We start from the raw sequence: 14,895 nt of genomic DNA, 5'->3' as shown, positions 1-14,895 counted from the left end.
AAAAGGCTTTGGCTGAGAATTTGTTGGTTTGAGCTTGGGAAGCAAAGTAAGGTGAAAAGAAAAAGTGCCATCGAAGTGACACTTTTTCTTAAGCGTAGAAGGGATTAGTTGTCGTAAACGTCTAACTCCACTTCACGGGCAATATTTTGGTTGTTAATGATCACACCTTCGACTTCGACACGAGCACCATTTAGGTTAAGTTCTTCAATGCCTTGGAAGCGTGTTTGTGCATCAATCACAACGGTGGTGTTACTTAGTACTTGATCAGCATCATTCTCACAATGCTCAACTTCAAACACTCTTGAATCAGCATCGTAGTTTGATACATAGCCTTCACATTCAAACTCTTTACCCCGCCATTGGTTGTCATTGTCAAACTCCGACCGCTCAAATTCGATGACGGTAGCTGTGCGTTTGCCATTTTTCATCACAGAGGTCACTTCTACTTCTTGACCTTGTTCTAGATTAGCTTTGCTACCATCCTCAAATCGTGTTGCGTTATCAATGAAGAAGGCTCCTCGATAGTTTAGAGAGAACTCACTATAATCCTTGGCAACCCAAGTCACGATACCTTCCACATCGCTGTCATTTTTTAGATCGTCGTAGTCTTCAACTTGTACCTCATGTGCCATGAAGATACCGTTTTGCATTTCACCTTCTACTTCCACCCATTGGCCGATGCTAAGTTGGCTAATGTTGTCGTAAGATACGGTTATATTTGTACCAAGCTCAAACGTGCCAGCATTTTCATCGGTACTAGTAATGCGACCTTCCAGTTCGTAGTAGCTTCCAAGGGCTGGGTAATCGTTATCTACGTCGATTTCGACCACAGACAACACTCGATAACCCGCATCAGCAGTTGGCAATGATGACACCATCACCCAGTCGTTGACCTCTATATCATCACTTAAACCGTCAAACTGCAGATCTACGCCGTTTACCGTAAATGTTTTCTTCACATGATCAATCGCTGTGACACGTCCTGTAATGGTTGGTTCAAGTGTGACTCGGACGCCATTATTCGAAGCTTGCCGAATATCTGACCCCACGCGAACCACCATTTTTGGTTTTACATCGGCCAGTTGCACTTGTGTGTCGTCATAAACCACCTCAGACACACGATACGTATGTCCATTGACGGTTAACGTGCTTTCTTCAGCGTTGACCGCTTCAACAGAGCCAATCGCTACACTTGGTTTCACTGCTGGTTGAGTTGATGTGCTATCGCTATTGCTGCCACCACCTGAACCACCACAACCAGACAATGCCAAACCTACTACAGAAATAAGAGCGAGTTTTTTCATTGTATTAACCTCAATTTACGAGCGAGTTTAGGAAATTGCCTGTATCTTATTGGGCATATCGTGAAGAGATCGTGAAGAAATGTGATTTTATGAAAATTTTAATTGTAGATGACAACCATAACGTCTCGGAGACGATTGCAGACTATCTTGAGCTAGAAGGCATGATTATCGATTGTGCGTTTCATGGAGAGGCTGCGATTAAGTTAATCGAGGAAAATCATTACGATGTAATCATCATGGATATCATGATGCCGAAGCTCGATGGCATCAGTACGGTACAGAAGCTTCGACAAGATAAGTTATGTGGAACGCCAATTCTCTTCCTAACGGCAAAAGATACGCTAGAGGACAAAATCGCGGCTTTTAAAGCGGGGGGAGATGACTATTTAATGAAGCCATTTGCGATGGAAGAGCTCAGTTTGCGTGTTCATGCTTTGGCTAATCGTGGTCCAAGACAAGATATCGGAACGCTCAAATTTGCAGATATTTGTTTAGATGCGCGGACAGGAAAAGTAACGAGAAAAGACAAAGAAATTAAGCTGAGTCGAATTCAAACTAAAATTTTAAAATTGCTCCTCCAACGTGCTCCAGCAGCGGTCACGCGCACAGAAGTGATCGATAGTGTGTGGGGAGACGAACCACCCGGAAGTGATGCACTTCGTAGCCATATTTACGGTTTAAGAACCGCGCTAGACAAAGGTTTTGAAGAATCACGATTAGAGACTATTCATGGACAAGGTTACCGACTTAAAGCATAACGAATATCCAAGCATTTATCGCAAGATCCGTTGGGGTTTTGGGGTCATGACGTTTGTGATGTTTACTCTTTTTTGGTCGCTGATTTATGTGGCAGAAAACAAACTGGAAGTGCTGAGTTTACATCACTGGCTAGATACTGAAGCTGCGCTTTATAGTGAGAATTTCGAGAAACAGGGCTGGGATGCGCCATTGCCAAACGTATTGGAATTCAACTCATATTGGAGTGAAGCACCGACACCCGATTGGTTGCTCTCTTTTACTTCACCTGGTTTTTACGAATATCTGCTTGGTGAAGAAGACAAACACTTTGTCGTATTGAAACACCCCTCAGGGAAGGGGCTTATGTACATTGTATTTCAAGATGACTCCGATGATTACCTCGACGAATACGAAAGCTCGCTGCATCAGTTTACGCTACTGCTCGGTGGCTTATTTTCATTTGTTATGGTCGGGTATGGCATTTATATGGTGCGAATATTGTCTCGACCACTAGCGCAAATCGAAGAAAAAATTAGCCAAATGTCACCGGATCAACCCGCGTTCCAAGTTGAAACTAAGTTCAGCGAAACACGCCAGATAGAGCAAACTTTGCTGGATAATAAAAACGATATCGCGGGCTATTTCAAACGAGAACAAGAATTTAGCCGTTTTGCATCGCATGAGTTGAGAACGCCAATCATGGTGATTAAAGGCTCAACAGACATTCTGACGCGTATTCCTGATCAACCTCGAGTTGCGCAAAAAGCCATCACGAGGATGCAGTCAGCTTGTGACGAGATGCGTGTACTGACAGAAGCGTTTCTCTTACTTGGTAAAGAGAAAATAGAGCCTCAGCATTACGGAGAGCATCAGCTTCTCACTTGTTTACAAAAACAGTTGGAAGAGCTGGCTCCTTTATTTGCCAAGCAAGATTCGAATTACGCTTTGCACGAACAACATAGTGGTGTAGTGAAGGCACCAGAGAGTTTTGTGGCCATTGTTATCAACAATCTGATTAAAAACGCCTTTAGCTATAGTGTGGGAGATATTGAAATTGAGTTGAAAGGTCATGCGCTTAAGATCCTAAATCGTCACGATGGCAACGAGACGTACAACGCTGGTTATGGTTGTGGGCTTGTTATCGTACAACGAATATGTGAACGGATGGGATGGGCGTTAGTACTGGACGATGATGGTGTTCGATTTAGTGCAAAAGTGGAGTTCTGCTCTTAGCTTTGCGCGTATTGATTCAAGTGAGAATTAACGCTCTGGATTTTTCTTTTCGTACGCATCTAACCCGCAGTCAAACAAGAAAAAACTGGAATTTGAATTAGACTGAAGTTAGTGAAGCGGAAACTCGAGGAACCGTTATGCTCTCTTATCAGGTCAGCCGAAGTATTGAAATTAATAAGAATCAAAGTGAAATTATTGGCTATCTCAAGAACTTCAATAACTGGCCCAGCTGGTCACCATGGATCATTCTTGAACCAAGCTGCGAGCTGACATTCAGTGATAATCAGGGCCACGTTGGAGCTGGTTATCAATGGAATGGTCAGCGTATTGGGACTGGCGCGATTGTACTGGAAAGTACTCAAGAGCATCGATTAGATATGGAGCTGCATTTCTTTCGCCCAATCAAGAGCCATGGAAAGGTGACTCTAATCGTGACGCCGTCACAAAATGGCTGTTTAGTCGAATGGCAAATGCAATCTCGCGTCCCTTGATATCTGTTCTTTCTGAAAAGTATGTTTAAGTCGATGATAGAGATGGATTATCAACGTGGGTTACGCATGCTTAAAAGTAAGCTTGAAACCGGACGAGTGCATTCAGACTTAGCCGAAATTGGTAACCGAACGTTGCCTCAAATTCATTACATTGGGATCAAGGGTGTGGCTAGCTTGCAGGAATTAGGTTCGGTAATTGAGAAGCATGTTCAGCAACTAGAACAGTTAATTAGTGACGAAACCCTATCCGTGAATGGTGAATTGTTTTGTTATTACCAGTCGATGGATATGCAGAAAGGTACATTCGAGTTTATCACTTGCTTTCCTCTTCATAACTCAGTACCAGCGCCTCAAGGGGCGGTTACTGGTACCATTCCTGAGAGTGAAACATTTGTCGTTGAACACCGAGGTGAATATCAGTTTTTGGGAAATGCATGGGCTTTAGCGATGAACTTGGTTCGTCAGAGTGGTATGAAAGTCAAAACCAGTCCTTTAGGAATCGAACGCTATCTGAATAGCCCGAAGGAAACCACGGAAGAAGAGCTAAGAACGGAAATTATTTTGTTTAAGAAATGACAGGCGCAGGCGAGTAGGGTGTTTAGGTATCATACTGGTTATGCGAAATGTTATTAAAGAATAATAGCCTATATGTTACTACCCATAAAAATGCCTCAGCAATCGCTGAGGCATGATTTTACAGGCCAACTTCTCTTGTTAGAGAATTATTGTGCACGGTATTTACCGCTGTTTAGTTCAATTTTAGACGCTTTTACCCGGCTGTCTGCGTTTAGGTAGTCGCTAATACTTAGCAGATCTTGATCTTGAGATGCTTTTAACACCGCTGATTCCCCCTCTGCGAAGATAACTTCTAATTTTAACTCTTTGGCGACTGCTTTCGCTTCGTTAGGATTGTTTACGGTGATGTAAACCAGTCCAGTGGCTTTGGATACGTTACTAAACGCATTCTTAAACACTTCATCACCCGCTTGAAGTTTTACGTCTTCAGATAGGGTTCTAACAGTGCCAGTTTGCACTTTTCGATAGTCTTGGCCATTAATCTCAACCGCTTCTGATGGCACAAACAGTTCTGGTGCAGGTTGTTGAGAGAGCTGTTGCTCTGCGTATACACTCGACGTCATGATAACGAGAGCCAGCATAGAAAATGATTTGTATTTCATGTTATTGACTCCTTAGTGTCCAAATATGCGCATCGACCAGTTCTTAATAACACCGGGTTGAGCGTTGTTTGCCATCGGAACGTCATAGATGGTGGAAGAGTTGAAATATGCAATGTAAGAATAGGCTTCATCGCCGTTCGTATCTATTGCTCGCAACGTCCATTCGCCTTTTGCATCTTCGCCATAAAATTGGTTAGACAACATTAATTGATCTTTGTAGCCTGTAATCGTTGGATCAAGAGATTGACCAACAAGACCATTGCGCGGTGTTTGCAAAACGGAACGAGTCCCTGATGGCGAAATGAGCTCGATAGCTAAGTCGGGCAGACGAGCGTGGTCCAATGTCAATGTCACCTGAACGGATTCTACTGTCAGCTCATCGGCAATGGCGATACTTGAAGAACCACCAACTAGACTTGCATCGGGTACACTTACTTCTGTAGCGTTATGAACCCATGGCGTAATGCTTTGAGCTGGTAAAACACGATTCGTCATGCGAGCACGTTGCATCGCTTCATCTAAATCTACAGCGCCGAAGCCATAAAAAGTATGGAAATCTACGCCTGCTGCGTTTTTTTGCCAAGGGGCAATGGCCTCGTAGCTAACCTGTTCACCTTTATGGTTAGTAAATTCAAGCTGTACGCCTGGATGCGCTTTATCCGTTACTTTTGCTGTCTCCGCTAGTAAAGCACGTACATCACGAGCAGAAAGTGCGTGGTTGGTTGACATGATTGCCGCGATGGCACCCGATGTGTTTGGCGCAGCCGATGAGGTTCCGTTCATCGTACTGGTATAGTTACAGTTCGGATCGAGCTCCGTTCCGCCGTGTAACCCATTAATGCCAAGGCCTTCACTGGTATTTTGCCCTTCTTCACAACCCATTAAATCAGTGGTGACCATAGCAGGGAAATCTTGCCCATATTCACCTGCTGGTGCTGCAACCCACACGTTCGAACCCACCGATGAGTAACTCGCTCGCGTACCATCCGCTCGTAGTGCACTAGTGACTAAATTGAAGTAATTGGCGTTATCATAAGACTGAGCAGAGTTGTGCATCGGTAAGCCTTGATTGTCTCCACCAGCAAAGAAGTTACTTGGCAATACGAAGAATCGCCCTGTATTGAAATAGCGGTAACCATTACCTGCTGACTTTACAAATACAGCACCTCGACCCCAGGCGTTACTCTCGCTGACGTTTTTCATCACGTCCATTTCAAGTTTTAGTTGAGGGTCGCTTTCATCAAAAGTAATCGGGTTTATAGGGCTGAAACCGTAACTTTGGTTAAATACGCGAACATCGCGTGTTGCTGGGTCCATGCCATGGGAGATTAACCAGCCTTCTAATGTCTGGTTGGCTAACCAGTTAAAACCGATGAGGGAAGAGTGAGAAGCGACACCGCGTCCGCCTTCACCGTTGTTGCCGACGGCGCTAATCAAACCGGCTACAGCAGTGCCATGACCATTAGTATCAACCGGATAACTTGGTGGGAATGAAGAGTCTTCGACGAAGTTTCTGCTACCTGTAACTATATTACCTGCAAGGTCGGGGTGATCGATCTGAACTCCAGAATCAATGACGGCAACTTTCACACCAACACCTGCAATCCCCATTGCCTGAGTGAGCCTAGTGTTTAAGTCGTTCCCAGCAACAGCAGGATTAGCCGCAAACGCAGTTTGCCCCGTGTTGTCTAAGTGCCATTGTTCAGAATAGAGTGGATCAAACGCCGAGACGGCAGGTGCAATGCCTACTGCCAACATAGCAGCAAATAGGCGATTAATGCGTATTTCCATTTTTGACCTCATGTCTTTGTTTGGAATTTTTTAGTTCCTGTTTCATATTCCGCTAACAGGAACAAACAAAGCTAACGACAAAGAATAAGGACGAAAACCATTTACAACTTGTTTACATTAAAAGTTCGATGGACAACATAAGTCTTTGTTAATTTACTGAAACCATGAGGTTTTTATATGTCGCATCGAACATGCATGAAAAATGAAAAGCAGAAAATACGAGTGTACCGTCTGCTTCAAGATGGTGGGTTATTTAGTTGAAGCGGGTTGAATAGTTGCGATTGGTTTCTTGGGTTCGGCTTTTTTCTTAGGCAGCACGTTATCAATCCACTTTTTAATGTACAACTTATCGAATTCTTTATCACACCACTTTTTGTTTAATCCACGTCGATTGAACTCAGCACCAATCGCCACTTTGGTTTGGTTAGTTGCACGGTTGTAGTAGAGAGTTTCACATAGTTGAGTGTTACTCATTTGCTGGGTATACACGTTGACACTGCTGCTGCGCATTCCCAGTTGAGATGCTTGCTGATTACTACACGCCATAAGAAATAGAGGCGCAAAAGTAATAATGATTAGATTTTTTTTCATGTGTGCTTTTTTATGATGTAGGATGAATGACGAACTGGTTTCTACCAGCTTGCTTCGCATCATACAAAGCTTGGTCTGCCAAGAAAAACCATTGATCCCATTCTTGTTTAATTATTTGTGCCGACAGTTTGTCCACTGCTCCAAGGGAAATTGTCGCGTTTAATGGTTTAGAGTCAACTACCAATGGCGTGTTTTCAACAGTATATCTCAATCGCTCCAAAAACTTAGCGCAATCTTCAGCTCGCTGTACTTCGAATAATAGGACAAACTCTTCTCCACCCCAACGAATGAGTAGGTCACCAGAGCGAGTGGATTCATTAAATAGCGTGGCAATATGAGTCAGCATTTTATCGCCAATATCGTGTCCATATTGATCATTAAAGGTTTTAAAATGATCAACATCTAAAACTGCTAAGGCAAATGTTCTATCTGGGCTTCTACGAGCCATTTTGTCCAGCCAAATGTGAAGATAGCGACGGTTATGCAGTTGAGTTAACGGATCGGTAGTATTTTCTTGAGTGAGTGCTTTATTAATACGTCTAACGCGCAGTACGTAACGAAAACCAACGACACCAATTGCCGTAATAGCGATAAAGTAGAACATTTCTCGATAGCGCTGCGAACGCAGTTCAGACGCTTGTAGCGCATTTTTTGTTTCTAGCAATTTGAGTTCTTTCTGGGCTAACTTAGCTTCGAGATCAAACTTAATGTTAATCATCTCTTCACCATGAATATGATGAGAAAACTCAGCCTCCAGCTCTCTTAATTGGGTTAAATAATGAAAAGCGGCTTCATAGTCATTAAGAATTTGATGAGCGTTTACCAGTACCGAAAGCATATCAATACGCTGCCGCAGCTCTAATTCACTGGTTGACTTGGTTTGTTCTAGAACGTTAAGCGCTGTTGTAATAGCTTTATCGTATTGTTTGTTTGCGAGGTAAGCCTCTGCAAATGCCTCGTAACAAGACGTTTTTAGCATTTCTAGATTTTTTGGAATGGGCAGGTCTACGCAACGTTGTGCGACCATTAATGCATCATCAATTTTTCCTACCGAGCTCAACATTTGTGAAAAGCTGGATAAAGAGTGGTGCTTGACTGTGTCAGACCCCGTTTGCATTGAAAGTCGAATGGCTTCATTGAAATAATATTCCGCTTTTCTGTTATCTCCGAGGCTCGAGTGAACGATGCTAAGGTTTGCGTAGATAACCCCCATAAAAAAGCTATTATCGTATTGATATTCGCTCTCTAGGTAAGTGTCGAGAGCTTGCGTTAGGTAACTGTTGGCCCGAGCCCAATCTGATGCGTCGATGTAGACCGTCCCAATGTTGTTCAGTGTCATCGCGACTTGTATTTCAAATACTGTTTTTTCTAATAACTCATAGGCATTGCGATAATATTTTAGGCCACTGCGTAGTTGATTTCGAGATACTTCTAGATTGCCTAACCAGCGGTAAGCACGGCCTTCTAATGCTAGATAACCAAGATCACGGGCTGTAGAAACAACGTCATGGAGTAACAATTCTGCGTTCCAGTTATCGTCTTGCTCAATCATTGTTACAGCCTTATTGAGCTGTGCTTCAGCGACGACCCATTCCAAATGGTGCTTTTTACCGAATTCGATTAAATCGGGCATATCTTTCGGTAATGGAACGCCTTCGTAACGCTTAAGGTACTTTCGTGCAAAGTAATACAGAGCAAGAGACTCCGCTGATGCATTCTGTGGCGCATTTAACTCATCTTTTTGAATTGATCGCGGCTTACCCATCGAGCGAAAGTAGAGTTTTAACATGGGCTTGCTTTCTGCTGAAATGTGTTCTTCCAGATAAGCTTGCTTTTCGGTACTCGCCAGTACGTTGGTGGGATGCAAGAAAAGTCCAAGTGCAGTACAAAGTGCGCAAGCCAGTTTTTTAATTGAGAAGTGCATGAGCGTATTAATAAAATGTGATCTCTTAACCGAATACCAGTTAAGTCTACCATTTCTTGTTGGTTAAGTGCGGATGGATTCCCAGTGGCAAAGTGTTTTGGGAGTGAGATACGAGAAGGATCTCTATAATATTATGATTTATAAAACAAAATCTATTGAAAACTTATGCAATGATTAGGCGATGGTATAGAATAAGGTAACGATGACAGGTAGGCGAGCATATTCGGTGGACTCAATCTAATGATTTAAGCCGCGGATTCATCGCTCAAAATCAGGGCGAAGTGTAAAAAATTACGTTTCTGTCATAAATATTTAATGTTTGTATGGGTTGTTAAAAAACTGGATATTAGACATAGTGTTATTAAGCCAATAAAAAATGGCTTTTATAATAAATAGGAGATTAACTATGCATAATGAAATGATTCAACCTTCGCACTTCGGCATTATCGGCCGTACCTGCATCGCTTCAGTACTTATGATTGCGGGTGTTTTCGCTCTTATTTAAGAGTCAAGGGTAACGATGATTACCTTTTAAAGAGTAAGAAAATTCAGGGAATCACCTTAACCTTGTGTAAGGTATTCCCCTGAAAATCCAAGCTAGTCTTTAGTTATTAGCTGAAGAAGCTAAAAATCAATGCACTTACCGCCACAATGCCTGCTGCTAGAACAAAGTAAGTAGAGACATTTCCTCGATATTGTTTCATCGCCTCGATTTTATACACCGCTAACATTGGCATAATAAATAAGATCATTGCAATAACAGGCCCTGACAATGCTTCCATCATACCAAGAATACTTGGGTTCATGATCGCGGCCGCCCAGATTGAGAAGAACAGTGCTGCCACGCTGATACGATCAACACGCTTCTCAGATAGGTTAAAATGCTTGTTAATTAAACCATTTAAGCTTTCACGCGCACCTAAAAAATGCCCAAGGAAAGATGAAGTGATAGCAACAAACGCTACTAAAGGACCAAGTGTTGCAATAAATGGATTATCGGTTGCGTTCGCTAAGTAAGACAATACGGATACGTTTTGTTCTTTTGCTTGAGCCAATTGTTCAGGTGACAGTGTTAGTACACAGGAAAATACAAAAATAAGAACAAAGGCAATCAGCATAATGCTAGTGCGACGAAGAATAACTTCGGATTTGGCATCTGCCTGCTTACCGTAATGGCGACGTTGTACATTTGCAAAGCTTGAAATTGCAGCTGCGTGACTAAACGAGAAAATCACTACAGGAACTGCTAACCACATAGTGCTAGCAAAAGCTGACGCTTCTGGCACATCCATGACAGGCATGGTCCAGTTCGGTATTAAGTAAAATGATAGAAAGGCAAGAATGGCAACAAGTGGGAACACCATGATGGCAAAGGCCCGTAGCATTACTTTTTCACCCGCCATCATAATAGCAATTAGTGCAAACACTAGTACGCCAGAAAGCAAAGGTCTAGGTAAAGAAGCCATATCAGCCTGATTTACCATGAAGCTATCTACTGTGTTTGTTATTCCAACCCCATATATCAACAGGATCGGGAAGATCGAAAGAAAATACAGCAGTGAAATAGAACGACCTGCTTTTGCGCCGAAGTGCTCTTCCACTACATCAGTGAAGTCTGCGTTTTTGATCTTAGAAGATAGTACAAAACGAGCTAAGCCACGGTGCGCAAGATAGGTCATTGGAAAAGCAAGTACTGCCATCGCGACTAAAGGCCAAAAACCACCAATCCCAAGGTTAATTGGCAGAAACAGGATGCCTGCGCCAACGGCTGTTCCAAATAGGCTAAGAACCCAATGTGTATCATGTTTTGACCAAGCTGTGGTTGTGTTTATTTCACTAGGATTTAAGGCATTTCGAGATTCTTTCACTTTAAAACTCGCTTTTATAAAAATAATAATGCTGAAAATGGTAAAGGTTTTAGTGTTTATTATCACACGCGAAGCTTGGTGAATAATGCTGTGAATTTGGGGTGGTTGTAAATTATCCAACTATGAATTTTTCAATAAACCAGAATAAAGTTCTTAAATGTAATGCATTTAATGGTTATATGTATTGAAATTTTCATCTTGTGTGGTTTTTGATTTTGCGGTTAAAACTTAATCACGGATGTATGTTCTAAGTGAGTTAGGCCTAATTTTCAGGAAGAATATTACATTTCTTAAGCACTTAATTGAGATGTTTGTGTCCCGTCATTTAGATGAGATTTAGGTATACTGCTGCCATTCATGTTAAAGAAGGAGTCATTGAATGGACATCTTGTCTGCGCAAAAAGAGGACTTATTTGCCATATATAAGCTCGAAAATACTTTATTTGGAGAACACGCCTATCCTCAATTTTTCTTTCGGCAAGCTTTTGATTGTTGGGGAGAGAGTTTACTGGTAGCAAAAGAGGGAGAGCAGGTAGCAGGGTATATATTGCTAACGACTAGCACAAATGCACATCAATATTGGATCATGTCATTGGCCGTCGATATTCAACATAGAGGTAAAGGTATTGCGCGTTCCCTCCTAGAAAACGTTATTGCGTCGTTGACGTTAGGCTCAAGCGTGAAATTGACTGTCGATCCTAAGAACCAACCTGCATTGTCTTTATACCTCTCCCTTGGCTTTAAAACGTTAGAAGAAGAAGCGCATTATTTTGGTGACGAAGAATCCAGGTTAGTTATGGAATTAGTAAAGTAATACTGCACGATAATGACCGAAATTTGCACACAATCAGTGCGTAGCATTACGTTGCTATAATTGGTTTTAAGCTAACCCTTTGTATGGTAAGGGTTTTTAATTTTGGCACCTCACTTGCTTTACATAAACGTTCATCGATAACTCGATGCGCCGCTCTTAATAGCAGGCGAGAGCGGTATAGGGTATTACTTTTTGAAAATGTACTAACAGCGTTAAAGGCATTGCTGCCTCTCTCGATTCGGGAGAGGCTTTTTTTTGCTAGTAAGTTGGGCTGAATCGCACTGGAGGTGTTATGTCGCAAGGATGCAAAAAAACCACTTGTCCCTATTGTGGTGTTGGATGTGGTGTCGAGGTCAATGCGAAAGGAATCGTTGGGGATGCGTGTCATCCTGCAAATGCGGGATCACTGTGCGTGAAGGGTGTCGCGCTGGCAGAGAGCTTGAATATGCCTTCGCGCTTGTTGTATCCAAAGCTTGTCACCAAGCAACGACCTCAAGGGCAAGAGGTGCAATGGCAACAAGCCACGGATCTGATTGCTGAAAAGATTCATCAAGCGAAAGCGGAGTTTGGACCGGATTCCATCGCGATGTACGTGTCAGGGCAGTTGTTAACGGAAGACTATTACGTCGCCAACAAACTCATGAAAGGCTATGTTGGCAGCGCAAACATCGATACGAACTCGCGTTTGTGTATGTCTTCGGCGGTTGCGGCTCATGTACGAGCATTTGGTGAAGATGTCGTTCCCGTCAATTACGACGATATTGATAAGACTGAGCTATTGATCATTTGCGGTGCTAATACCGCTTGGACGCACCCTGTTTTATTCCGACGTATTCAACAAGCGAGAGAAAACAATCCTAACCTCAAGCTGGTGGTCATTGACCCGCGTGAAACGGTCACCGCACAGCAAGCGGATTTGCATCTACCGATTAAAAACGATGGTGATGTGTCACTCTTCAATGGGCTGCTCAAGTTTCTTATTGAACAACAATTGATTGATTCTGAATACATAAATTCTTATACCGACGGATTTAATGCACTTAGAGAAGAAGTTTCTGATTTGCGTTACGATGTCACTAATTTGACGTCTTCCATTGGCATTTCAGAAGAAAAACTCACGACATTCTTCCAATGGTTTGCGCAAAGCCCAACCGCAATTACGTTGTTTTGCCAAGGGGTAAACCAAGCCGAAAATGGCGTCGACAAAGGCAATGCAATCATTAATGCACACTTGGCGACGGGTAAAATTGCCAAGTCAGGTTGTGGGCCGTTTTCTATTACAGGTCAGCCCAATGCGATGGGTGGGCGAGAAGTCGGTGGATTGGCAAACCAGTTAGCGGTTCATCGTGCTTTTGACGCAAAGTCTATAAAGCAAGTGCAGGCGTTTTGGGATTCACCAGAAATTGCCACTCAGCCCGGTTTAAAAGCTGTTGAACTGTTTGAGGCGGTAGAACGTGGTGAGATTAAAGTTCTCTGGATCATGGCAACCAATCCTGTTGTCTCTTTGCCAGATAACCAATTGGTAAAACGTGCACTAGAGATTTGTCCGTTTGTGATTGTTTCCGATATCACAGCGGATTCGGATGTAGCGCATTACGCGGACCTATTGCTACCCGCCGCTGGCTGGGGGGAGAAGCAAGGCATGGTGACCAATTCTGAGCGTCGACTTTCAAGGCAGCGCCAGTTTCAAACGCCTCCCGGTGAAGCAAAATCAGATTGGTGGGCGATAAGCCAAGTTGGGCAAGCTCTGTGTGCATTGGAAAAGACACAAAATGGCTTTGCGTTTACTTCTGAGCGGGCGGTATTCAGGGAATATGCCGCGATGACAGGCATGAATGCAGATTCGCCATTGAAGCTAGATCTTTCTCAATACGCCAACTTAACCGAGCAAGAATACGAAGAGTGGGTGCCGACACAATGGGGAGGAGAGCGCCCTTTTGCTGATGGCGTCTATTCACACCCAGATGGAAAAGCGCGTTTTGTCGTGACCAGTGAATCTCCAACGCGCTTAGAAAGAACAAAAGGCTGGTGGCTCAATACGGGCAGGCAACGTGACCAATGGCATACCATGACGCGCACAGGGCATATCGCCCACCTTGCCGCCTCAGAGTTAGAACCAGCCGTGTACATGAACACGCTCTCTGCCACTCAAAATCGCTTAAAAGCAGGACAGCTCACCAAGCTGTTTCAGCCTGCTTCAAACACCGGTATTTATGCCAAAGTTGCCATTGATGAAGGTTTGGGTTTTCAGGAGCTGTTTATGTCAATGCACTGGGCGGGTCGATATGGCGGTGAAAGCAGTGTTAATGCGATAGTAAACAGCGCAAAAGACCCTATTTCAGGGCAGCCTGCATTTAAGTCGTCTTATGTTGAAGTGCAAGATGCGGCGGTAAAAACCTACGGTATGTTCATCGGTACACAGTTTGATTCCGGTAAATTTCTCTACAGCGCATTTCAAGCAGAAAGCAATTTGGGCATTTGGCGCTTTGCACACGATAAGCGACCAAAGAAGCAGAGTTTTTGTCGAACGGAAAAGAGCCGCAGAATTACGATAGATATTGCCCAAGGTTGGTTAGCAGTGGATTACGACCTTGTTGGAGACGTTCGTATCATTCGTTCTGTTTTAGTGGTGTCTAGTGAACCGATTCAAACCGACTACACCAACTTTACCGGCTTGATTGGCAAACCGATGGAGCTATCGCAACTGCTTACCATCACTCAATCGCAAAGTAGCGCCAAACTGGTTTGTAGTTGTTTCCGCGTCACCGATAAACAAATACATGACGCGATGGAGAAACAAGACTGCACTTCACTGACTCAACTTCAAAACAAACTCAAATGCGGCACTAACTGTGGCTCGTGCGTTTCTCAAATCAAACAAATGGTCGACAGCCATCAGCATCAAAAGGGCAAACAGCAAGCGAGCCAGCAAAGTCTGGCGATTCAAATAAAGTAAGTCACAA

Annotated in this window: 10 protein-coding genes and 1 pseudogene; 5 read left to right on the top strand and 6 right to left on the bottom strand. The window is 43.3% G+C overall.

Annotated elements, in window-relative coordinates:
* Nucleotides 1-104: 104 nt before the first annotated feature.
* The gene (locus tag R7E38_RS07145) at nucleotides 105-1,304 is read right to left on the bottom strand and encodes a DUF5666 domain-containing protein (protein ID WP_226083068.1); all 1,200 of its coding nucleotides are present in this window, start codon (nucleotides 1,302-1,304) and stop codon (nucleotides 105-107) included.
* Between the two features lie 89 nt (nucleotides 1,305-1,393).
* On the opposite strand from R7E38_RS07145, the gene R7E38_RS07140 reads away from it, so the two are divergent.
* From R7E38_RS07140 to R7E38_RS07130, 3 genes and pseudogenes are all read left to right on the top strand, one after another.
* Nucleotides 1,394-2,062: a response regulator transcription factor gene (locus R7E38_RS07140; protein WP_025998582.1), complete on the top strand. Its 669-nt coding sequence runs from the start codon at nucleotides 1,394-1,396 to the stop codon at nucleotides 2,060-2,062.
* Nucleotides 2,034-3,275, top strand: coding sequence for a sensor histidine kinase (locus tag R7E38_RS07135; RefSeq protein ID WP_226083065.1), 1,242 nt, complete (start codon nucleotides 2,034-2,036; stop codon nucleotides 3,273-3,275). Before R7E38_RS07140 ends, R7E38_RS07135 begins: the two co-directional genes overlap by 29 nt.
* Nucleotides 3,276-3,412: 137 nt before the next feature.
* Nucleotides 3,413-4,342: pseudogene (locus tag R7E38_RS07130) on the top strand (SRPBCC family protein).
* Nucleotides 4,343-4,488: 146 nt separating this feature from the next.
* On the opposite strand, the gene R7E38_RS07125 reads toward R7E38_RS07130, so the two are convergent.
* The 5 genes from R7E38_RS07125 to R7E38_RS07105 form a co-directional block, all read right to left on the bottom strand.
* Nucleotides 4,489-4,944, bottom strand: coding sequence for a hypothetical protein (locus tag R7E38_RS07125; protein ID WP_025767689.1), 456 nt, complete (start codon nucleotides 4,942-4,944; stop codon nucleotides 4,489-4,491).
* Between the two features lie 12 nt (nucleotides 4,945-4,956).
* Nucleotides 4,957-6,735, bottom strand: coding sequence for a S8 family peptidase (locus tag R7E38_RS07120; protein ID WP_182016121.1), 1,779 nt, complete (start codon nucleotides 6,733-6,735; stop codon nucleotides 4,957-4,959).
* Between the two features lie 249 nt (nucleotides 6,736-6,984).
* Nucleotides 6,985-7,326 carry a hypothetical protein gene (locus R7E38_RS07115; protein ID WP_226083063.1) on the bottom strand — a complete coding sequence of 114 codons (342 nt, stop codon included), beginning with the start codon at nucleotides 7,324-7,326 and terminating at the stop codon, nucleotides 6,985-6,987.
* Between the two features lie 10 nt (nucleotides 7,327-7,336).
* Complete coding sequence (locus R7E38_RS07110) at nucleotides 7,337-9,250, bottom strand: tetratricopeptide repeat-containing diguanylate cyclase (RefSeq protein WP_080996214.1); 1,914 nt, start codon at nucleotides 9,248-9,250, stop codon at nucleotides 7,337-7,339.
* 611 nt (nucleotides 9,251-9,861) lie between these two features.
* A complete protein-coding gene (locus tag R7E38_RS07105; protein WP_017820237.1) occupies nucleotides 9,862-11,118 on the bottom strand; it encodes an aromatic amino acid transport family protein in 1,257 nt (418 codons plus the stop codon).
* Between the two features lie 379 nt (nucleotides 11,119-11,497).
* Here R7E38_RS07105 and R7E38_RS07100 point away from each other — a divergent pair, with 379 nt between their 5' ends.
* Nucleotides 11,498-11,932, top strand: coding sequence for a GNAT family N-acetyltransferase (locus tag R7E38_RS07100; RefSeq protein ID WP_017634213.1), 435 nt, complete (start codon nucleotides 11,498-11,500; stop codon nucleotides 11,930-11,932).
* A 292-nt stretch (nucleotides 11,933-12,224) separates the two neighbouring features.
* A complete protein-coding gene (locus R7E38_RS07095; RefSeq protein WP_226083061.1) occupies nucleotides 12,225-14,888 on the top strand; it encodes a nitrate reductase in 2,664 nt (887 codons plus the stop codon).
* Nucleotides 14,889-14,895: the final 7 nt, after the last annotated feature.

It is taken from the genome of Vibrio sp. Vb2131, from assembly GCF_033338535.1.
Taxonomy (GTDB): Bacteria; Pseudomonadota; Gammaproteobacteria; order Enterobacterales; family Vibrionaceae; genus Vibrio; species Vibrio alginolyticus.
The sequence above is the reverse complement of the archived record's forward strand: the minus strand, read 5'-3'. Positions and strand labels throughout refer to the sequence as shown.

Bases quoted from the DNA above. Each gene is read 5' to 3' on its own strand.
- R7E38_RS07100 (WP_017634213.1), top strand. From the start codon at position 11,498: ATGGACATCTTGTCTGCGCAAAAAGAGGACTTATTTGCCATATATAAG.
- R7E38_RS07125 (WP_025767689.1), bottom strand. From the start codon at position 4,944: ATGAAATACAAATCATTTTCTATGCTGGCTCTCGTTATCATGACGTCG.
- R7E38_RS07135 (WP_226083065.1), top strand. From the start codon at position 2,034: ATGGACAAGGTTACCGACTTAAAGCATAACGAATATCCAAGCATTTAT.
- R7E38_RS07110 (WP_080996214.1), bottom strand. From the start codon at position 9,250: ATGCACTTCTCAATTAAAAAACTGGCTTGCGCACTTTGTACTGCACTT.
- R7E38_RS07145 (WP_226083068.1), bottom strand. From the start codon at position 1,304: ATGAAAAAACTCGCTCTTATTTCTGTAGTAGGTTTGGCATTGTCTGGT.
- R7E38_RS07115 (WP_226083063.1), bottom strand. From the start codon at position 7,326: ATGAAAAAAAATCTAATCATTATTACTTTTGCGCCTCTATTTCTTATG.
- R7E38_RS07140 (WP_025998582.1), top strand. From the start codon at position 1,394: ATGAAAATTTTAATTGTAGATGACAACCATAACGTCTCGGAGACGATT.
- R7E38_RS07120 (WP_182016121.1), bottom strand. From the start codon at position 6,735: ATGGAAATACGCATTAATCGCCTATTTGCTGCTATGTTGGCAGTAGGC.
- R7E38_RS07095 (WP_226083061.1), top strand. From the start codon at position 12,225: ATGTCGCAAGGATGCAAAAAAACCACTTGTCCCTATTGTGGTGTTGGA.